Source organism: Undibacterium sp. YM2 (assembly GCF_009937975.1).
Taxonomy (GTDB): domain Bacteria; phylum Pseudomonadota; class Gammaproteobacteria; order Burkholderiales; family Burkholderiaceae_D; genus Undibacterium.
The window spans coordinates 6,159,993-6,181,177 of sequence record NZ_AP018441.1 but is presented as its reverse complement, the minus strand read 5'-3'; the positions used below and the strand labels follow the sequence as shown (position 1 = coordinate 6,181,177).

18 protein-coding genes are annotated in these 21,185 nt (G+C 52.2%); 16 read left to right on the top strand and 2 right to left on the bottom strand.

Annotated features, from left to right (window positions below; genetic code table 11):
• The first annotated feature begins 253 nt into the window (after nt 1-253).
• The 5 genes from gcl to pyk all read left to right on the top strand — a co-directional run bounded on the left by gcl (nt 254) and on the right by pyk (nt 7,070).
• Complete coding sequence (gene gcl, locus UNDYM_RS28425; protein WP_162044162.1) at nt 254-2,029, top strand: glyoxylate carboligase; 1,776 nt, start codon at nt 254-256, stop codon at nt 2,027-2,029.
• 108 nt (nt 2,030-2,137) lie between these two features.
• On the top strand, nt 2,138-2,917 hold the full coding sequence (gene hyi, locus UNDYM_RS28420) for a hydroxypyruvate isomerase (RefSeq protein WP_162044161.1): 780 nt from the start codon (nt 2,138-2,140) through the stop codon (nt 2,915-2,917).
• Nucleotides 2,918-3,107: 190 nt separating this feature from the next.
• On the top strand, nt 3,108-3,995 hold the full coding sequence (gene glxR, locus UNDYM_RS28415; RefSeq protein WP_162044160.1) for a 2-hydroxy-3-oxopropionate reductase: 888 nt from the start codon (nt 3,108-3,110) through the stop codon (nt 3,993-3,995).
• Between the two features lie 296 nt (nt 3,996-4,291).
• Complete coding sequence (locus UNDYM_RS28410) at nt 4,292-5,560, top strand: glycerate kinase (protein ID WP_162044159.1); 1,269 nt, start codon at nt 4,292-4,294, stop codon at nt 5,558-5,560.
• A gap of 85 nt (nt 5,561-5,645) precedes the next feature.
• Nucleotides 5,646-7,070: a pyruvate kinase gene (gene pyk / locus UNDYM_RS28405; RefSeq protein ID WP_162044158.1), complete on the top strand. Its 1,425-nt coding sequence runs from the start codon at nt 5,646-5,648 to the stop codon at nt 7,068-7,070.
• Between the two features lie 12 nt (nt 7,071-7,082).
• Here pyk and UNDYM_RS28400 read toward each other — a convergent pair whose 3' ends face one another.
• Both UNDYM_RS28400 and UNDYM_RS28395 read right to left on the bottom strand, forming a co-directional pair.
• Entirely contained in the window at nt 7,083-7,457 is a 375-nt protein-coding gene (locus UNDYM_RS28400; RefSeq protein ID WP_162044157.1) for a VOC family protein, read from the bottom strand.
• A 221-nt stretch (nt 7,458-7,678) separates the two neighbouring features.
• Entirely contained in the window at nt 7,679-9,922 is a 2,244-nt protein-coding gene (locus UNDYM_RS28395; protein WP_232063625.1) for a M9 family metallopeptidase, read from the bottom strand.
• Nucleotides 9,923-10,727: 805 nt separating this feature from the next.
• Here UNDYM_RS28395 and UNDYM_RS28390 point away from each other — a divergent pair.
• The 11 genes from UNDYM_RS28390 to UNDYM_RS28340 all read left to right on the top strand — a co-directional run bounded on the left by UNDYM_RS28390 (nt 10,728) and on the right by UNDYM_RS28340 (nt 21,111).
• Entirely contained in the window at nt 10,728-10,907 is a 180-nt protein-coding gene (locus UNDYM_RS28390; RefSeq protein ID WP_162044156.1) for a hypothetical protein, read from the top strand.
• Nucleotides 10,908-11,363, top strand: coding sequence for an ATP phosphoribosyltransferase regulatory subunit (locus tag UNDYM_RS28385; protein WP_162044155.1), 456 nt, complete (start codon nt 10,908-10,910; stop codon nt 11,361-11,363).
• A 259-nt stretch (nt 11,364-11,622) separates the two neighbouring features.
• On the top strand, nt 11,623-11,880 hold the full coding sequence (locus UNDYM_RS28380; RefSeq protein WP_162044154.1) for a hypothetical protein: 258 nt from the start codon (nt 11,623-11,625) through the stop codon (nt 11,878-11,880).
• A 35-nt stretch (nt 11,881-11,915) separates the two neighbouring features.
• Nucleotides 11,916-12,800, top strand: a complete 885-nt coding sequence (locus UNDYM_RS28375; RefSeq protein ID WP_162044153.1) for a sensor histidine kinase — start codon at nt 11,916-11,918, stop codon at nt 12,798-12,800.
• A gap of 48 nt (nt 12,801-12,848) precedes the next feature.
• Nucleotides 12,849-13,673: a LytTR family DNA-binding domain-containing protein gene (locus UNDYM_RS28370; protein ID WP_162044152.1), complete on the top strand. Its 825-nt coding sequence runs from the start codon at nt 12,849-12,851 to the stop codon at nt 13,671-13,673.
• A 107-nt stretch (nt 13,674-13,780) separates the two neighbouring features.
• Nucleotides 13,781-14,935: an AAA family ATPase gene (locus UNDYM_RS28365; RefSeq protein WP_162044151.1), complete on the top strand. Its 1,155-nt coding sequence runs from the start codon at nt 13,781-13,783 to the stop codon at nt 14,933-14,935.
• Nucleotides 14,935-15,351, top strand: coding sequence for a hypothetical protein (locus UNDYM_RS28360; RefSeq protein WP_162044150.1), 417 nt, complete (start codon nt 14,935-14,937; stop codon nt 15,349-15,351). The genes UNDYM_RS28365 and UNDYM_RS28360 overlap by 1 nt, the downstream gene beginning before the upstream one ends.
• A complete protein-coding gene (locus UNDYM_RS28355; protein WP_162044149.1) occupies nt 15,348-17,276 on the top strand; it encodes a hypothetical protein in 1,929 nt (642 codons plus the stop codon). Before UNDYM_RS28360 ends, UNDYM_RS28355 begins: the two co-directional genes overlap by 4 nt.
• Nucleotides 17,273-19,807: a bpX6 domain-containing protein gene (locus UNDYM_RS28350; RefSeq protein ID WP_162044148.1), complete on the top strand. Its 2,535-nt coding sequence runs from the start codon at nt 17,273-17,275 to the stop codon at nt 19,805-19,807. Before UNDYM_RS28355 ends, UNDYM_RS28350 begins: the two co-directional genes overlap by 4 nt.
• Nucleotides 19,808-19,809: 2 nt before the next feature.
• Nucleotides 19,810-19,986 (top strand): hypothetical protein, encoded by a 177-nt coding sequence (locus tag UNDYM_RS28345; protein ID WP_162044147.1) that lies wholly within the window; start codon nt 19,810-19,812, stop codon nt 19,984-19,986.
• A gap of 291 nt (nt 19,987-20,277) precedes the next feature.
• A complete protein-coding gene (locus UNDYM_RS28340; RefSeq protein WP_162044146.1) occupies nt 20,278-21,111 on the top strand; it encodes a hypothetical protein in 834 nt (277 codons plus the stop codon).
• The last annotated feature ends 74 nt before the right edge of the window (nt 21,112-21,185 follow it).

Genomic DNA, 21,185 nt, shown 5'->3' with positions numbered 1-21,185 from the left:
CCCTCACCACAGAGGCACAGAGGAAGAAAAGACTTCTTGCAAGAAGTCTTCGTTCCGCAGGCATGCGGCATGCCGCATGAATTCCCTGCTACACCACAGAGGGGACACTGAGAAAATCTTTGAAGAGTCATTATTCCATACTTCAGGTATCGAATACAGCGAGAATTTGTCGTCTTATCAGACTGGGTTTTTGCCTTTAGCATGTGTTTCAACATCTGCATACACACGACTAATAGCAAAACTGGAGAGCAAAATGGCAAAGATGACGGCTGCGCAAGCGGCGGCTTATGTGTTGGAAAAAGAAGGCGTGCACCAGGTGTTTGGGGTGCCGGGTGCGGCGATCAACCCGTTTTATGCGGCTTTGAAGAAGCAAGGCACCATCAAACACATACTGGCGCGCCATGTTGAGGGAGCTTCTCACATGGCCGAAGGCTATACCCGCGCCCAGGCTGGCAATATCGGTGTCTGTATAGGCACCTCCGGACCGGCGGGTACGGATATGATTACCGGCCTGTATTCTGCCCAGGCGGATTCCATACCCATACTCTGTATTACTGGCCAGGCACCAAGGGCAAGGTTGTACAAGGAAGACTTCCAGGCTGTGGATATCGAATCCATTGCCAAGCCTGTTACCAAGTGGGCGGTCACGGTGCGTGAACCGGCTCTCGTGCCCATGGTATTCCAGCAAGCTTTTCATATCATGCGTTCTGGCCGCCCTGGCCCGGTACTGATTGACCTGCCATTTGATGTACAGATGGCCGAGATAGAATTTGATCCTGACACTTACCAGCCGCTGGAAGTGTACAAGCCCAAGGCCACCCGCGCCCAGATAGAAAAGGCGCTGGCCATGCTCAATGATGCAGAGCGCCCGCTGATCACCGCTGGTGGCGGCATCGTCAATGCCAATGCCTCAGCCTTGCTGGTGGAATTTGCTGAACTGACTGGCGTACCTGTCATACCTACCCTGATGGCCTGGGGTGCAATAGCAGATGACCACCCGCTGATGGTTGGCATGGTTGGCCTGCAAACCAGCCACCGTTATGGCAATGCCACCATGCTGGCATCTGACTTTGCGCTGGGCATAGGTAATCGCTGGGCCAACCGGCATACGGGTTCCATCGATGTGTTTACCAAGGACAGGAAGTTTGTCCACATCGATATAGAACCCACGCAAATTGGCCGTGTGTTTGGCCCGGACTTTGGCATCGTCTCTGATGCAGGTGCGGCATTAAAACTTTTCATCGAAGTTGCCAAAGAATGGAAAGCCGCAGGCAAACTCAAAGACAGATCTGTCTGGGTAGCCGATTGCCAGCAACGCAAACGCACGATGTTACGCCGCACGCATTTCGATAATGTGCCGGTGAAACCGCAGCGCGTGTATGAAGAAATGAACAAGGCCTTTGGCCGCGAAACCTGCTATGTCAGCACCATAGGCCTGTCGCAAATCGCTGCTGCGCAATTCCTGCATGTGTATTACCCACGTCACTGGATCAACTGCGGCCAGGCTGGCCCGCTAGGCTGGACCATACCGGCAGCACTCGGTGTCTGCGCGGCTGACCCGCAACGGCAGGTGGTTGCCATCTCCGGTGACTATGATTTCCAGTTCATGATAGAAGAACTGGCCGTCGGTGCCCAATTCAAGCTGCCTTACCTGCATGTGGTCGTCAACAATTCTTACCTGGGTTTGATACGCCAGTCGCAGCGCGGTTTTGACATGGATTATTGCGTGCAACTGGCATTTGAAAACATCAATGCACCAGAACTGAATGGCTATGGAGTTGATCACATTGCCGTGGTCGAAGGCCTGGGTTGCAAGGCCATACGTGTGACTGAGCCTAGCGCCATTGCTGACGCCTTTGCCCAGGCCCAGCGCTGGATGCAGGAATTCCGCGTGCCCGTAGTCGTTGAAATCATCCTCGAGCGCGTGACCAATATCGCCATGGGTACCGAGATCAGCAATATCAATGAATTTGAAGAGCTGGCGACGGAAGATGGCCATGCTCCAACGGCTATCGCCCTGCTCGATTAAACAATTAGCGAAAAATTTTCAGGTGCCGGACCTCCCCGTCTGGCACCCCGTGAACTCCCGTAGCCTGGCTGCGGGAGGCTTACGGTCACTCATTTACAAGGATATGCGATGACCAGACTGGCCGCCAATCTCAGCATGTTGTTTACCGAACATGCATTCCTCGACCGCTTTGCCGCTGCCGCGCAGGCAGGTTTCAAGGCGGTGGAATTTTTATTCCCCTATGCTTTCGAAGTAAAACAGATCGCAGAAAAACTGCAGGAAAATAATCTGCAACTGGTATTGCACAACCTGCCCGCAGGTAACTGGGAAGCAGGAGAACGTGGTATTGCTTGCCACCCAGACCGCGTCGATGAATTTCGTCAGGGTGTGGATATCGCCATCGCTTACGCAAAAGCCTTGAATGTCACTCAACTGAATTGCCTGGTCGGCATACGTCCGGCGAATTTCAGTACACAGGAAGCAGAGCAAACCCTGGTCGCTAACCTGCGCTATGCGGCTGACAAACTGAAGGCCGCAAATATCAGCCTGCTCATCGAAGCCATCAATACTTACGACATACCTGGCTTCTTTTTATCCGGCACCCAGCAGGCACTGGACCTGATACGTGCCACCGGTTCAGACAATATCTTTGTCCAGTACGACATCTATCACATGCAGCGTATGGAAGGTGAACTGATCAATACCATCAAGAATAATCTGGCTCTGATCAAACATATACAGCTAGCCGACAACCCAGGTCGCTTTGAACCCGGCACAGGTGAAATCAATTACCACACCATCTTCGCCGCACTGGCCGACATGGGCTATCAAGGCTGGGTGGGCTGCGAATACAAACCGCAGAACGGCACTGCCGCTGGACTGGGCTGGATCAAATCGCACGGACTCTAAGAGAAAGACCATTAACCACAGAGGCACAGAGGCACAGAGACACAGAGAAAGGCAGGAGAAAGACAAATTCTTCCTAAGTCATATGTATCAACAAGATTTTTCTCTTTGCTTTTCCTCGGTGTCTCTGTGCCTCTGTGCCTCTGTGTTGAGAGGTCTTAGATGAACAACTACTACATTATCAGGAACTATCATGGCTAAAATTGGATTTATAGGTTTGGGTATCATGGGTGCACCTATGGCCGGGCATTTGCAGGCGGGTGGCCACAAGCTGTATTTGCACGACATCAAGAACCCGCCGTTTGAATTGATAGAGCGCGGTGCCACCGTCTGTACATCGGGCGAAGAAGTCGCCAAGCGGGCGGACATCATCATCATCATGGTCCCGGATACGCCACATGTGGAAGCTGCGCTGTTTGGTGAAAACGGTGTTGCTGCAGGACTCGACGCTGGCAAGATCGTGGTAGACATGAGTTCTATCTCACCGATTGCCACCAAGGACTTCGCAAAAAGAATCAATGCCCTGAAATGTGACTACCTCGATGCACCTGTGTCCGGCGGTGAAGTCGGTGCCAAGGCTGCAAGCCTGACCATCATGGTTGGTGGTTCTGAAGCTGCATTTGACAAGGTCAAACCCCTGTTCGAATTGATGGGCAAGAACATCACCCTGGTCGGTGGCAATGGCGATGGCCAGACCACCAAGGTCGCGAACCAGATCATCGTTGCGCTGAACATACAGGCCGTGGCTGAAGCTCTGCTGTTTGCATCCAAGGCTGGCGCTGATCCCGCCAGGGTCAGGCAGGCACTGATGGGTGGTTTTGCTGCATCGCGCATACTGGAAGTGCATGGCGAACGCATGGTCAAGCGCACTTTCAACCCCGGCTTCAGGATAGAACTGCATCAAAAAGACTTGAACCTGGCTTTGCAAGGGGCAAAAGCCCTGGGTGTATCCTTGCCAAATACCGCAACCGCGCAGGAATTGATGAATGCCTGCTCGGCGAATGGCATGCGCGGTCTCGATCACTCGGCCCTGTGCAGGGCGATAGAGATCATGTCGAATCATGAAATTGCCAAGGCTTGATATTAGTTAGCCGTCAACAGTAGTGGATGCACGAAAAAAATTCACCTGGCGATAAGGCGTTTGAAGGCATACTTGGATTTGAAAGTGTAGGTTGGGCTACGCTTCATCAGCCCAACACTCGACGGTTCAATGACGTACGTATTAATCAAAGGCCCAGTGTTGGGCTGGTAAACCGTAGCCCAACCTACGACGCTGTTGATCAACCGAAATCCATCCCCACCCTAACCCTCCCCTTGAAGGGGAGGGAATGAAGCTTCAAGTTTTTTAAGCACCACCCGTTTTTAAGAAAGCCCCAAATGATTACCCTAGCCCCACGCCAGTTCTTGCTCGACCTCTACACCAGCGCCGTTGCCGCCGTCAGCGCAGAGAAGTGCCTGCCCGCCTTCCTGCCAACACCACCAGCAATAGGCAGGACGCTGGTCATCGGTGCCGGTAAAGGCGCAGCAGCTATGGCCAAGGTAGTGGAAGATCACTGGCAGGGTGAACTCTCAGGTCTGGTCGTTACCCGCTACGGCCACGGGGCAGACTGCCGCAAGATAGAAGTGGTCGAAGCCGCTCACCCTGTGCCCGACGAAGCAGGCAAACAGGCTGCAGCGCGCATACTGGACATGGTGCAAGGGCTGGGCAAGGATGACCTGGTGCTTTGCCTGATCTCTGGCGGAGGCTCGGCCTTGCTGGCCTTGCCTGCAGACGGTATCAGTCTCGAACAGAAGCAAGCCATCAACAAGGCCTTGCTGAAAAGCGGTGCAGCAATTTCTGAAATGAATTGCGTACGCAAACATTTGTCGGCCATCAAGGGTGGGCGCTTGGCACTGGCCTGTGCCCCGGCACGGGTAGTGACCCTGCTGATATCGGATGTACCTGGTGATGAACCCGGCATCATCGCCAGCGGCCCTACTTTGCCCGATGCCACGATTTGCGCAGAAGCGCTGGCGATCTTGCGCAAATACGACATCGCTATTCCAGCAGAAATATTGCAGCATCTGGAAAGCGGCAAGGGTGAAACACCCAAACCTGATGATGTACGTTTTCAAGGCCACAGCCATCATGTAATTGCCACGGCTCAGGAGGCATTGGAAGCCGCAGCAGCGACAGCACGTGCGGCAGGTATCACACCGTATATCTTGTCAGACGGTATAGAGGGCGAAGCCCGTGATGTCGCCCTGGTACATGCGGCACTGGCAAGGCAGGTGGCAAAGCATGGCCAGCCATTCCAGAAGCCTTGCGTATTGATTTCAGGCGGTGAAACCACCGTCACCGTGCGTGGTAAAGGACGTGGTGGCCGCAATGCAGAATTTTTGCTGAGCCTGGCGGTGGCACTTGATGGCCATAAAGATATCCATGCCATCGCCTGTGATACCGACGGCATAGATGGCTCGGAAGACAATGCCGGAGCACTGTATGCACCAGACTCCATCGCACGCGCCGCAGCAAAACAGTTACGTGCGCGCAGCCTGCTGGAAAACAATGATGGCTATGGTTTTTTCAGCGCACTCGATGATCTGGTCGTCAGTGGCCCTACGCGCACCAATGTCAACGACTTCAGAGCCATACTGATTTTGTAAGGCACTCTCTCAACATTCAAAGGCAGCAAGCACCACGGCGCAGCGCGCCGCGACGGCTGTCGTCTATAACAAATGAAAGCAAGCCATGAAACGCAGCCGCAAAGCCAAAATTGTCGCGACCCTGGGCCCTGCCAGCAATAGCAAAGAAGTCATCAAGGCATTGTTTGAAACCGGTGCCGATGTATTCCGTTTCAACTTCAGCCACGGTAGCCATGCTGACCACCAGTTGCGTTGCAATATCGTGCGTGAAATCGAAACTGAACTGGGCCGCCCTATCGCCATACTGGCCGATCTGCAAGGGCCCAAACTACGGGTAGGCCAGTTCAGCAATGGCAGAGTGATACTGACTGCGGGGCAAGAATTTATACTTGATAGTGACATTACTCCTGGCGACGTCAAGCGCGTCTGCCTGCCTCACCCCGAATTGTTTGCCGTCATCACTGCGGGCCAATCGCTACTGCTGGACGATGGCAAGCTGCGCCTGCAAGTCCTCGACAGTGATGGCCACAGCATACGCACACGCGTGATAGTCGGTGGCAGTCTGTCTGACCGCAAGGGCGTGAATGTGCCAGATGCGGTATTACCCATCCCGGCGCTGACAGACAAAGACCGGCGCGACCTCTCATTTGCGCTCGACATGGGCGCAGACTGGATCGCCCTGTCTTTTGTACAAAGGCCGGAAGACGTGGTGGAAGCAAAGGCACTGGTAGCAGGGCGTGCAGGAGTATTATCCAAACTCGAAAAACCGGCAGCGCTGGACAGGCTGGAAGAAATCGTTGCCGTCTCAGATGCCATCATGGTGGCACGTGGTGATCTTGGTGTGGAGTTGCCGCCAGAACGCGTGCCCGGTGTACAAAAACGCATCTTGCGCGTTTGCCGCAGCCATGGCAAACCCATCGTCATTGCGACCCAGATGCTGGAATCCATGATCGCCGCACCAGTGCCCACACGCGCCGAAGCTTCGGATGTCGCCAGTGCGATTTATGATGGAGCCGATGCGGTCATGTTGTCGGCAGAATCTGCCAGTGGTGCCTACCCGGTCGCTGCGGTGGAGATCATGAACCGCATTATCAGCGAAGTGGAACGTGATCCGCTGTACAAAAACATGATTGCGGCCCAGCATGAGACACCGCAAAACAATAAGGGCGATGCCATTTGCGCTGCGCTGCGTGAAGTCACGCAAATAGTCGGCGCGGTTGCCACGGTCACTTATACCAGTTCCGGCCACACCAGCCTGCGCGCCGCGCGCGAAAGGCCGATGGCACCGATACTGAGTATCACTCCCAAACCCGCCACGGCACGTCGTCTGGCCCTGGTCTGGGGTGTGCATTCCACCGTCAGCGATGCTGTACCGGATGAAAACATGCTGGTCGCCACTGCCTGCAACACCGCCTGGCAGGAAGGCCTGGCACAAGTCGGTGAACAGATCGCGATTACCGCTGGCGTACCTTTTGGCCAGCCCGGCTCCACCAATCTATTGCGGATTGCCGAAATCTGGCCGCAGCCCTAGCAAATAAACACTTCAATCCCAGACATTGACATCACTGGCTGTATGAAAATCGGGACGCTGAGGATTGACGACACAAAACCGGTGTCCCGTTGGCGCCTCCATGACGACCCAGCGCTCCATGACTTTGACGACCTTGGCACCGAGTTTTTCCAGGCGCTGGACTTCAGCTTCCTTATTGTCGGTTTCTATATCGAGATGAATGCGGCTAGGGTGTTCAACTTTTTGCACCAGCATTTTCGGGCCGGTAGGGGTGGCATCCAGTACCGCGTATTTCTCATCCGCATCTCCCGCCGGATAACCCAAGGCCCCGGCCCAGAAATTGGTTCCAGGCTCAATATCATCCACCTGGCAATCAATCACAAAACATGCCAATCGACTTTTATGCATCTTGATCTCCTGTGACTTGTTTATTCCGTGTACCTGAGCGAGTTCAGGCATATATAAAGAATAGCAAAAAAGCAGGATTTTGGCCTGGCGTACTTTTGCACCTTCTGGCAAATAAAAAAGGGACAGACATTTTGCATGTCTGCCCCAACACTCAATTGCTTATTTATAGGTGGCTTATCTGTGTTTACAGGCCTTGTTTACGTAATTTCAGTTGATTGCTATCAGTCGTAAGTCGCTGACACACTCACGCCGGAGAAACTCTGTCTGGCGTTGAGCATGATGTAATACCAGCGGTTGGCAACCGGGTTGGCGATGGTCACGCTTTCATCATTGCCGCTCTTGACTGAACCGTAGTCGTAGATACCTGTACTTGGATATTTATCCATGGATACATACAGATCTACATCACCGGTACCGCCACTGGTTGTCAGCTTCAGGTTTTTTGCGCCGGCTGGAACCATGATGTAGGTGTAGGTCTGGGTGCTGGAAGCAAAATTACGCTTCACGCAGTTTTTGGCCAGATAGCTACCAGCAGGGCAATCAGGCAGGCTGTTATCGACTGGCAATGGTGGCTCACCTGCTGTAGTTGCGGCAGCAACCCAGGCTGTGAACTCATTGTCGTAACGTGTGCCTATATTGGCCATATAGGTTTGGTAGCCATCATAATCACCAACGCGGAACTTGGCGACGACTGCATCTACATCACTGCGGTGTTTTTCCATCATGAAGCGGGTGGCCATGTAACCCCAGCTATAGGCGCGTGTTACATAGTCAGCCATGGAATAAGTGTTGCCAAAAATCTGGCTCAACTTGTAGGTGCCGTTTTTTGCTACGTCTATGGCTTTCTGGTTATTGTTTTTCAGTGACAGGTATTCGGCTATGCCCTCTATCCACCAGACGGTAGGCTTGGCAGTGCCTGCACCAAAATCACCTTTCATGTCGAAGCGGCCATCAAGGTAATGGACGTATTCATGTTGCAGATTCCAGACCTGGAAAGTCGGGCGCAACCAGGATGCTTCATGCGCAATGAAGCGCGCTTGATTGGTGGTCGAGCTTGGGTCACCTTCCAGATACATGCCGCCATTATTGGTGTCGATACCGTACAGTATGGAAGCATATTTGCTGTAGTTGGTATAGTCATCAAACACGACTACTTCGAGCGCGGTGTTGTTGTCACCGGCTACTGGCTGACGCTTGCTTTGCAGCATGGTATGGAAATAATTTTCCTCGGTTGCCAGCATGGTGCATGAGTCCTGCAACTGTGCCGTGGTCATGTCCTGGGCACGAATTTTCAGACTGGGGCTGCACGTATAATTGTTTTTGAGGATGGTATTGGCCAGCGTAGTCTCGTAATTACAAGTACCGTATTCCGCACAATTTGCATTGTCATAGTACTTGACTGCTGACGCGGCATTCAGCCACAGCATGCTGTCATTACCTGTCATACTGGAATGGCTGAGCTGGTACTTGACCATGGGTTTGACCGTAGGCTGCAGGTTGGCATACTGCATAAAGCGGAAGGCTTCATTCTCGGTATCACTGAGTTGATACTCCAGGCTGGTGCCCAGCAATGCCGCCTTGTTGTTGACAACAAAATTGTTCAGTGCATTTGCGTAGGATATATCGTTACGCAAGATTGGCAAGGCATCAGGACGTGAGTGGCCGTAGAACAGAATGGTCAATGCAGCCGTGTAAGCGTCAGCAACAGTGGAAGACTTCAAGGCATCTGTTGCCGCCGGATTGGATGAAGTATTCGTGTAACGTGTGATGATGTTTTTGACGCTGCTCAGGTAGTAAGCTTCATCATGCAGGTTGGTCACCAGTTTCAAGGTCTCAGCTGCGGTGCTTGGGCCAGCGTTGTTGGTCTTGAACAGTTGATTGCCGTCGACCAGTTGCTTGATGGGCCCACGCATGCTGGTCAGGTAATTTGCTGATGGTGCAGGTATGGTATTGCTGCCTGCCAGGTAATAACCGGCGCGCAGGTAAATGATGAGGTTGACCAATGCCATATTGGTGGCATTGTAGTTGGTCGCTTCTTGCGCAAAGCGATTGATGACAGCAGTGAAATTGGCTGGAGAATACACCTTCGCTGCATCAGACGCATTCAATGAAAACAGACCATAATGGCATTCATAGCTGGGCAGGTTGACGATGTAAGTCGCCAGTGCATCGCCGCTGTAATTCGCCAGCGTCGCCATGTTTTTGCAATCATCTGATGGTGGTGGTGCCATCAGATTTTTTTGCTTGTTGACGATGCCCAAGTCCAGGCGTGTCGCATTGGTTGGTGGCAGATTGAATTTCTTTTGTTCTGCCGTTGGCGGCAAACTTTGCCTTTGATGCGGCATAGGCGCTTGCTTCAGACGTGTATGGTCTTCGGCATCCGCCGCATGCACCATCTGAACCAGACCTGTGAAGCTAAGGGCCAACAGCCCCGCCATGCTTGCTATTTTATGTGGATATAACATGTAATACGTCTCCCTGATGATTGTAGAGTTTTGGGCAATACCATCCCCTTCAGGCTTTTTCATCCGTCAGCTTGCAAGCTGTCGTCGCCCGAATAATTCGAAGAAGGTCTTTACCAGCCCCATATATGTAGAAGCAGCAGACATGCATCTGCATGCCGCTGCTTCTGCTTCCCTTTAGAACGTGTTCACGATCTGTAGCGAGCGGGCGTCAGCGGGTTGAAGAGCAGCGCATGAGCCCCGATCACGTTCGCACAGTAAGATCGTAAACACGTTCTTAGCAATATCCGTCAACTCCCTATTCAATAGCGCCGGATACTGCATTAACCAAATCGCATTTACTAAATTTGCTTATGACTTGGTTGAAATATATTAGTAATATATTTTATAAATATCTAGATCATTTTTAACAAAGCCAGAAAATTGGGCATTTGTTAAGCAGGGCGGAATTTTAAGTTTTGAATGATTAAATGGAAAGAATAATGTTTTGAAAAGTTGTAATTAGACGTAACAAGATTGAATTTTCTTAAGTCGCAAAATTTTTTTTGTTTTTTGTTCATCGCCGCTGTTGACATAGCCTGCAAGCAACTCTATGCTCAAAACATGAATACCTTTTCCACATCCGTTTTGCATGCAGCGCAACATCAGTCACATCGCTGGCTGGGAGAGCTATTGCCTGGATGAATGTTAAGCCCCATCACCAAGAAAGCCCTCTCAGCCTGCACAGAGGGCTTTTTTATTTCTGCAGCCAGCAGGGCTTAGCGCTCTCGCCCTGCAGCTATGTTGCAATGCAGTGATGGAGTGAAATATGGAATTAAAAATAGAAGAACAAAGTCGTGGTGTCAGAATTTTAGTGGGTGATGAAGTCAGGGAAAGACGCCGTCTCCTTAACGCCCTGATCGGTATCGCTGAAGCTAATGGTTTTAACGAAATCATGTTGCCATCGCTGGAGCCGGCGAATATCTATGTCAACAAGGCAGGTACTTAAGTGCTCTCGCAGATGTATGTCTTCCCGGATAAAAAGGGTAGGCAACTGTGCCTGCGTCCCGAGGCTACGGCTACGGTACAGCTGCTCGCCGACAAACACTTCAAGCAAAAGAAAAATCTGAAGCTCTGGTATTTCGAACGTTGCTGGCGCTATGAAAAACCACAGGAAGGACGCTACCGCGAATTTTTCCAGTTTGGTGTGGAAATCATCAATCCTGACAATCCTGCCTGTCGTGCAGAGTTGCTGGCCATGGCTGAACAGATGGTGGCTTTGAAAACCGGTGCTTATGAAGTCGCTAGCTCAGTCAAACGTGGACTGGATTATTACACTGAAGCTGGTTTTGAAATATCTGTGCCTGCGCTAGGCGCACAGAAGCAAGTTGTAGGCGGTGGCAGCTATCAGCAGGGCATAGGTTTTGGCCTGGGTTTTGACAGGCTGATGTTGTGTAATACATAAAATCCACCCTAAAAAGGAAGCTTGCCGAGCATTGATGCGGCGAGCTTCTTTCAAGTTTCTTGTCCCATTCATCTCCATAAATAACCGTTGAACCCTGTCAAGTTACTGTTAGTCGCAACCGGCTACGGCCTTGTAAAAGTGCCTGCTATTCTGCGTCCATGGATGAAGAAAATCATCCGGCTGACAGGAGAGAAAAATGCATACTCAAACAGAAAACACTTTGGTCACCGTTGAAACAACAACTAACAGGAGCGATAACATGAACAACACAAACCACAACCCCGTTCTGGACTTTGCCAAAAACCTGGCAGACACGCTGGTCTATGCAGGCCGCCATGCTCTTGACTGGATATTGCAGGCATCATGGAAGAAGCTCTTGCTGACTGCTTTGCTGACTTTGATCACTGGCGGCATACTGCACTTATCATCACTGGCAAATGGCCTGGTGTTTGGCGCTATCATTGCCAAGATATTTGCTGATAAAGACAAGACAGCAAGCAACCCACAAACTGAATAAGCGGCCTGGCAAAACTGGCGGCGAATGGAAACGGTATGAAACATCGCGACGATAACAAGGTACTCGACCTGATCATGGATATCACCGACACGGTGACCGTGGTCTGGTGGAAGTTCTTTGACTGGCTGGCAGTAGTGCCCTGGTCATCTTTACTCGGCATCTCGCTGGTCGCCATAATAGTAGGTGGCGCCCTGGGCCTGGGTGGCCTGATGCCCGCGCTGGTATTCGCCTCTTTCATTATCAAGAGCCTGGCAGGTGGCAAGCGTAGTGCAGAGATCGCCGCCACTGCTGCTGCAACCCGTGCCGATGTTGAAGCACTGGAACGCCGCTTGCTGGAAGCAGAAATGGCAGCACTGCAGGCACAGATAGAGCCGCATTTCTTGTTCAATACCCTGGCACTGATAGGCCAGCTCATAGAAACCAATCCGGCACAGGCAACTGTGGTGCATCAGCACCTGATCAAATACCTGCGCTCGGCCATGCCGCAAATGCGTGACAAGGGCAATGGCAAGCTGGGCCTGCAAATGGACATGTGCCGTGCCTACCTGAATATCATGCAGGCACGCATGCAAGAGCGTTTGACTTACGATATAGACTTGCCATCCGAGCTGGAATTTTTACCCTTCCCATCGATGATGATACAAACCCTGGTGGAGAATTCCATCAAGCATGGCCTGGAACCCAAGACCACAGGCGGGCATATCCGCATCACGGCAAAGAAAGTCGATGGGCAATTGCTGGTCGAAGTCAGCGACAATGGCATGGGTTTTGATATGCATGCAGATGACGGCATGGGCCTGACGAATATACGTGAACGTCTGAAAGTGCTGTATTCAGGCAAGGCACAGCTGGTCATTGAAGCACCTCAGGCTGGTGGTGCAGTGGTTGGCATACTGGTGCCTATAGACACAAAACAATAAGAACATTATTCTTATTGCTTATTCCACAATCACGTATCAGGGAACAGCATGCCAGCACTAGCAACTGCAGCAACGGCAATGATAGTCGATGATGAAAGCCCGATGCGCGATCAACTGCGCGCACGCCTGCAACAAGCATGGCCAGACTTGTCCATCATTGCTGAAGCTGCGAATGGCATAGTCGCGATAGAACAGGCAGAAGAACTGCACCCCGATATTATCTTTCTCGATATACGCATGCCGGGCAAGAACGGCATAGAAGCCGCCAGCATTTTGGCCAAGCAGGCACTGGTGGTGTTTGTCACTGCCTATGATGAATATGCGATACAGGCTTTCGAGCGCGGTGCCATGGACTATCTGTTGAAACCGGTAGAAGCCGACAGGCTGGCAAGTACTTGCCAGCGCCTGCAGGAGAGATTAAAACAGCGCCAGCAGGAAAAAAACGCACCCGCCAATACCATCAATGCCACCAACGCCGCCAGCGACCAGGCCAGACAGGTGGAACAAATGCTGACGCAATTAATGCAACAGCAAAGCCAGAAGCGTGAATACCTGCGCTGGATACAGGCCAGCGTAGGCAGCAGCCTGCGCATGGTCAGCACCAAAGAGGTTTTATTTTTCCGCTCTGATGAAAAATATACGCTGGTGCAGACGGAGCAGGCAGAATACCTGATACGCAAATCACTGAAAGAACTCGAAGACGAACTTGATCCCAAAGAATTCTGGCGCATACACCGCTCTACCCTGGTGCGCGTTTCTGCGATTGCCGAAGTCACCCGTGATTTCCGTGGCCGCCAGTTGATAGGACTGAAAGGTCATGCAGAAAAACTCGAAGTCAGTCGCAATCACACGCATTTGTTCCAGCAAATGTAGGCTGGTACTCCGTCAGCGCGTACCTGGCGGTCAAAGCGCCAGCACTCCAAGGTTTATAATCTGTCATCCCTGGCGTTAGCCAATCCCTTAGCAAAGTAGATCCATCCATGCAAGAGTCAACAGCAAGTCTGAAGGAAAGAATACGTGAAGCAACGCAGGAGGCTTCGTCACGCATCAGAGATGCCATCCGCGAAGCCACTACGGGTTTGATAGACCGCGACCAACTTGCAGAACTCATGATACTGGGGGCGGTGGCACAAGAACATTTGCTCGTAGTTGGGCCACCAGGTACGGCAAAGAGTGCCGTTGTACGACGGGTTGCACAAAGTCTGGGCGGGCAGTATTTTGAATACCTGCTGGGCCGTTTTACTGAACCTTCAGAATTGTTTGGCCCTGTTAACCTGACAAAACTGCGGGAAGGCACGGTAGAAACCGATATCGCAGGCATGCTGCCAGAAGCGGAGATTGCTTTTCTGGATGAAGTTTTTCTTGGTTCAACTGCCATCCTTAACACACTGTTGGGTGTGCTCAATGAGCGCCAGTTCAAGCGCGGCCATACACGCGTCAAATGCCCCTTGCGTATTTGTGTAGGCGCAGCCAATGGCTTGCCTGAAGATGAGGGCCTGGCAGCTTTTGCCGACCGTTTCTTGCTGCATGTATTTGTAGAGCCGGTACCAGACCCGCGCCTGGAAGATTTGCTGGAAGGTGGCTGGCAAGTCAATCACCGTCCCGTGGCAGCCAGGGCAGACCTGGCCAGCCTGGATATTTTGAACCGTGCAGTGCCGCTGGTAAATATGGCAGAGGTGCGCGGCGACCTGGCCCAGGCAATACGCCAATTGCGCCAAGCAAATGTCTTATTATCCGACCGCCGCATCGTCAAGGCGCAACAATTGATCGCCGCTGCAACCGTGCTGGCTGGCCGTCAGGTCGCGAGCAGGGCAGACTTATGGCCACTGGTGTATGTGATTCCCACCGCAGCTGGCCAGCGCAATGCCCGCGAAGTATTGCGCGACTTGCTGGCGCAGGCCCGTCATCCCCTGTTACAGGCCGTAGTGGAAGAAGCTGTACAACAACCGCTGGCCCGAATAACACGACTGGCAGAAACGGCAGACAGTTTACTGACGAACACTGAAAGCGAAGACTTCCAGAAATCAGCAGAAGCCCTGTTGCGCGAGATTGATGCCAATTTTGTCAAAGCAGATTTGCCAGCCGAGCTGGAAGAACGCCGCACGCAACTGATCGCCGCCCTGGAAACAGACTGATGACCGTATTGGAATGGCGGGCCAATGAGCATGCACCCTCACCGGCGGGCCTGATTGCCAGCGCCGGTATTGCCAGGCAATTGCTGCATAAACTGCAGACTTTGGCAGCCGACGAGCTGAGCCATCTGTCCGTGGTCGCCAGCCGTGACTTGCTGATACTCATGGGGCCACCTGAGCTTTTGCCATGGCTGAATGGCATGCAATATTGCGCCCCCCATCCGCAGGCGCGTGATCTCTGGTTGCCTACCCATACTGGTCCGGCTCTCTCCTGTGATCTGGTGCAGGCCGCACTGGCACGGCGGCTGGGTACGCAAGCCTTGCTCTTGTTGAATGAGCCGGAACAAATCATCCCGCTCGCTGACTCTGCTTATCTGTCCGCAGATCTATTGCTCTGGTTGCTGCAGGAGCTGGAATGACGTCACAAAGTTTGCCAATAACACAGCCTGTACCGCAGTCATTAGCACAGTCAGCACCGCGAGCACTACCACAGGCACTGGAAGCCTGGCGTGACTGGCTGACCCTGTTCCCGCCCGAATTGACAGATGCCATAGGGCAGATGCTGCTGCGGCTTGACCCTCTGGTTGGCCGCCTGAAATTTGCATCCCACAGGACCAATGATGAACCCGTAGGCATAGGCAATATCGTGCAACGTGGGAACTATGACCGCCTGCTCATGACAGAGTGGCTGTACGCCGAGGCCGAGCCGGATGAATTCATCCGGCGCGCTGCCAGCAACGAACTCTTGTTTTTGGGCACAGAGCCAGACATCCGTTTGCGTTCGCAATTGTGCATCGCCCTGTTTGATGCAGGCCCCATGCAATTGGGCGAACCGCGCCTGGCCCATATCGTGCTGTTTATCCTGCTATCGCGTCGCGCAGAAGAAGCGGGTGCCCATTTCAAGTGGGGGATATTGCAACAACCAGGTGTCTTGCATGAAACCCAGGGACGCGAGGCAATGAAAGCCCTGCTGAACAGCAAGAGCTTGCGCAACGCCACGACGGTTGAGCTGGATAGCTGGGATACCCTGCTAAAACAGCAGGACAAGAACACCTGTGACTGCTGGCAAATTGCCGGGACGCACACCGCACGCCTGCAGCGCGCTACCAGTCTGATTACCAGCCATGTTGATTTATTCAGTGCTGAGCAGAACCGCCGTCTGCACCTGCAATTAAACCAGCGCAGCAATCAGCGCGATGTCATACTTGATTTGCCTGCGGAAGATGTCGCGATACGCATCTTGCGTGAGCAATTCAAACGTATCGATGGCCTGGCCCATGTGCGCAATACAAAAAACCGTCCTTCACTGAAGCAGGCACCACGCTTTGCCAGCAAAGGCTATTGGCTGGCAGTACCACAACTGGATGGCAACATTATCATCTACAACGTACCTCAATCCGTGCGAGCTGCGCCAGGCAAATTCCGCACGATCAGGCAGCCAACAAAAGGCAGTATCCTGGCTGCAGCGGTGATGGGAAAAAATCTCGCTTATATTTCAGCCGATGGAACGGACCTGAGTTTTCATGGTTTCCCCAGCCAGCATTTTTCTTGTAAAAAAGTAGTCGTGCAAAGACCAGAAATGAAGTATTTCAGGGCACCGACCGGTGGTACGCGCTGGCTGCCGGCTTACTTCATGGAAGTCAGAAAAAACGCACGCAGCCTGGCCAGGGTCATCGTGCAGGACATAGATCAGCACCTGGTTTGCTGGGAATCAAGTCTGGAATTGCCACAGCCGACAGGCAAACCAACAAGCGCAAGGCCGGAACCGTCAGAACCACACTTTAAACCTATTGCCAGCAATGTCATAGGTTCGGACTTTTTTGGACAGCGCCTGTTATACGCAGTCACTGAAAATGCTAGTACAAAAATTTTCCGCTGGCATGCACACGAAAATGCGCCTCTGGCTGTTGCAAACATTTCCCATGCAGGCCAGGCTATTTTCTTTGGCAATGAAATATCCTGGACTCATGTCAATAATTTTGAGCACGGGCTGCTGGCATTGCAAATCGGTGAGCATGAATGGTGGATAGGTACATCAAAGTCATATATAAAAAAATCTGTCCCTGCTTCTGTAAAAGTCCTGGGCGTTACCAACAGGCGGCAATACGGGGAAGACGAATTTGGCCTGGTCGTATTGAGTGCAGACAAGCACAGCATACAATTCATAGGGCAGGCAAAACAGATAGAAATTCACCGATCAGCAGAACCCATCGCGAAAATCAGCATGGATTCTGTCAGCAGCCGCCTGGCCTGGATCTTGCAAAATACCCTGGATATCAAGGTAAGAGGGCTGGATGAAGAAGCCCTGTTACTTAAAGTCACTGCAGATGGAGTGTCAGCATGATGCCAACTGTACGACGCCCCTTGTTTGATGGTATGCGCGAATTGCGCGGCATCTGGTTCGACCCTGAGCTCATCGGTGAGAACCAGGCACGGTCACGCATCCTGCACCACTGGCGTCCAGGTTCACGCCTGTACCAGGTGCTCAAAGGGTATTTTCTTGAATTCCCTGAAAAAAAATACCTGCATTGCGCCGGGCTGGATGGCCTGGCCATAGCAGAAATCAATGGCATCTTGAGCAGTGCGCCTTTGCACGAGGACGAATTGGCGGCCATTTCCGGTAATAGCTTCTGCCTGGTAGCCGGTGCTCAAATTCTGACTGCAAGACTGACACAGTCTGACAGAATTGATCCATCGGCATGGCTGGACCTGAGTGCAATCAGCTTGCGCAAGCCCTTGAAGTTCCCCACAGCGGGAGGAATATCCGGAATAGATGAACCTGCGCCAGGCAAAGATATACGTGACATACTGGGCGACGCCATTCCGCAAGCTAGTGACAAACAAAAAGCCTTTCTTGATGAAACTGCAGCGCTCATTGAAGGAGGCAAGCTGCCTGATGACGCTGCTCAGAAAAAATCCTGGTCGCAAAGAGCAGGGCCTGTTGCGCTTGGCGCCCTGGGTTTGATGGCCAGCTGGCTCAGCAATCTGATTGATTTTCGCAGACCGGCCAAAGAACACGCATGGGGTAACTCAGGTGCTCCGGAAAAGCTCTCCCCTCTGGCGCAAAAACTCGCCAATTTTGCCGCAAAAATTGCGAATATGACCAGGATGTCAAAATTGCTGGGCGAACGCCAGGCCAGATTCCTGCGCGAAATGATGGAGATGTTTGAACGTGGCGATTTGAACGAGGCATTGCGCCACGCTGTGCCCCTGGATTCCTTGCAAAAAAAGAATACCCGCCAGGCATTTGGCACACCCAGAAGGCGCGACAATCTCAGCATCAGCAATAGTAGCGGACTGGGATCAAGCATCCACGTTGCCAGCGATGTGCAAGAGCATTTGCGGCAATTGTATCGCCGTACTTTTGAACGCCTGGACCGTGAAGGAAAAATCGATGAAGCAGTATTTGTCCTGGCAGAATTGCTGAAATCAGGCACAGAAGCGGTCAATTATCTGGAAAGCAAAGACCGGATAAAGCAAGCCGCTGAACTGGCCGATACCCTGGAATTATCACCGGAAATCAGGGTAAGGCTATGGTGGCTGGCTGGTGACTTTTTACGGGCAGCAAAGCTTGCACGCCTGTTCAACAGCTTTGCAGAAGCAGTGCATTTACTGGAAAAGAAGCACGCGACAGAAGGCCGGGACTTACGCAAGCATTGGGCACACGCAGTAGCAACGAGGGGTGACCTGGCGGATGCCGCTGAAATTCTCTGGCCACTGGAAGAAGAACGTGAGCAAGCCTTGTCCTGGCTATCCCAGGCTGAGCGTGCGGGTGGCATACTGGGCGTACGCGCATTGACGAGGAAGTTGTCGCTACAAGTCTCGGACTTGAAACAGAGTGAAGCCAGCATCAGACATATATTGAATATGGCCGGTGAACCGGGAGCACAACTGCGCGCCCGGCTGGCGCAGGAATTGCTGACACTGAAGCGGCGTTCGCCTGCCAGCACCAGGCTTGCAGCAGAAGTATTGCGTCATGTACTGGTGGAGCGTTCGGCAGGCCTGAACCAATTACAGAAGCAGGATATCACCCGCCTGATTGAATTTGCCGATGCCGCCGTCATGCGCACTGATTTGCCTGCACTGAATCTGCCTCATGATGTGTATCTCGCGCCTTTCAATGCCAGATCGACTCCGCTTGAAATGTTGTTTGAAGAGCGTGGTCTCATGCGCATCCATGATGCCTGTCGCCTGCCAGATGCGCATTACCTGCTGGCCCTGGGTGAGAGTGGTGTCAGTATAGTCAACCAGGTCGGCAAGCAACTGGCGCACTATCCCGTACCGGCACATCATCTGGTCTTGTCAGACAATGGTCAAAGGGCACTGGTGCTGGCGAAAAGGGATAACACCATGCGCATCAGCCGCATAGACCTAGCCAGCCGCAGCGTTGCTGACTGGCTGACCCTGCCAGTCTCATTCTGGTCACGCCGTTATGATGGCATACACTGGAATGTAGTCATGCATAACCGCCTGCTGGCCATCGACACCAGCGTCGATAAATTGCAGGTAGTCTGGCAAATTGCTGACCTGCCAGGACAAATTTTTGCCTATTCAGAAAGCGCCCAGGCACAAACCCTGTTGATAGGTGCACACGACGGTATAGAGCAATGGCGCTACCTGCTGCCCAGCCGCCGCCTCAACCAGCGTGATTCCTGGGCCCTGCCAGACTCAGATGTTTGGCGCATCCTGCCGGTCGAGAATGCTGACGAGCCCGCCAGGCTCTATTTGAAAAGCAATGAAACCGGCAATGCCGTACTGCTGGCCAAGTCCAGCATGGTTGCTTCTTTCGAAGTGAATACAGGTGCCGCAGCACAAGCCCCTGAAGTTCACCTCGAAGAGGGCATGATTTTTGTTGCATCAAGAAATGAGGGATGACCATGTGGGAGATAAGGCAACTGGCACAGGGGAAAACCCTGTTAAAGCTGGCCTTGCCCTCTGCTGATCATCCTGGGGTACATGTGCAGCGTGATTACATCATGCTGTTTGATCGCGCAGGGCGGCTGGTGGAAATCAACCGTTCAAACGGCCTGGTCAGAGCAATGACGGTCAGTTAACAATGGAAAAATTTTCTTGCATGCGACCGGTGTCTGGCTAATTTTCTCCATTGCCTCAAAAAACATTCGGGCAAAAACCGACCTTTTCAGGAGCAGCTTGATCACACTGACACTTTTCCATTTGCCCACAGGCAAACAAGGGGGCTGCCGAATGATAGTCACAATTTCAGGCTGATAATCTGAGTGTAAAAAATTGAAATAATCTTACCCCCGTTTGTCTGGTTTTCAGATACTGCCAGCTTGTCAAAGATACATACAGAAGTATCTTTTATACTGCCAGGAAAACCAGACATGTCCCAGACACAATTTCAAACACGCGGTACTGGTACGGAAGCACAGCTTGCATCCATCAACGCTGCCTTTCCCAAGCGACGCATGCAAATACTCACTACCGGAAAACAGGGGGTTTTAAGCCTGATAGGCCTTTCTCTGGCCGGGCTGCTTTTCCTGGTCGGCCTCGTCTATATGACGGTGCCGGATTTTCTGTATGACTACAAAGTATCCAAAGACCCTGTCGTGGATGAACGCGCAGAAATCCACGGTAGCTGCAAGAGCCGCAAAGTCATCTTTATCGACTGCGATGTCAAAATCCGCTACCTGCCAACCCCGCAAGACTCCATAGCAAAAGAGATCAAACACAGCTTCTGGTTTGTCAGTTTTCAACCGTCGATGTCCACCGAAGCCGTCAGGTCCAGATCCAATCCCGGCATGATCACAACGACCATGGCGACCGAACATATCACCAACCGTTTTTTCATGATACTGACTTTTGCCCTGCTGTTTGGTTTCATGACTTTCGGTTGCCTGTACGCGGCCTGGTTAAGCCATCTCTTTAATCGCCTGATACAAACAAAACCGGGCTTGCTGCCGGTGATGGTCAAAGTTAAAGACATACAAAACCAACGCACGGTATTTTTTGAAAGCGATATAGATGGCGTGAAGAAAAAACTCCGTCATATCATGCGCAAAAAAGAAAGTCCTCTGTTCCTGCCGCATCAGGAAGATATGGCACTGGCAGTCAGGCTCACTGGCTCACCACATATCGTCCTGCTCAATGATGATCTGACGACACTCGATTTTACGGAACAGGAAAAAAATATACTCAGAGCTGCTATCGCAGCTTGAACAGCTTGAGTTAGCAAGCTGACCGAGAGTTCACATGCATTTCCATGCATGTGAACCAGACGGCGATCAGCCGA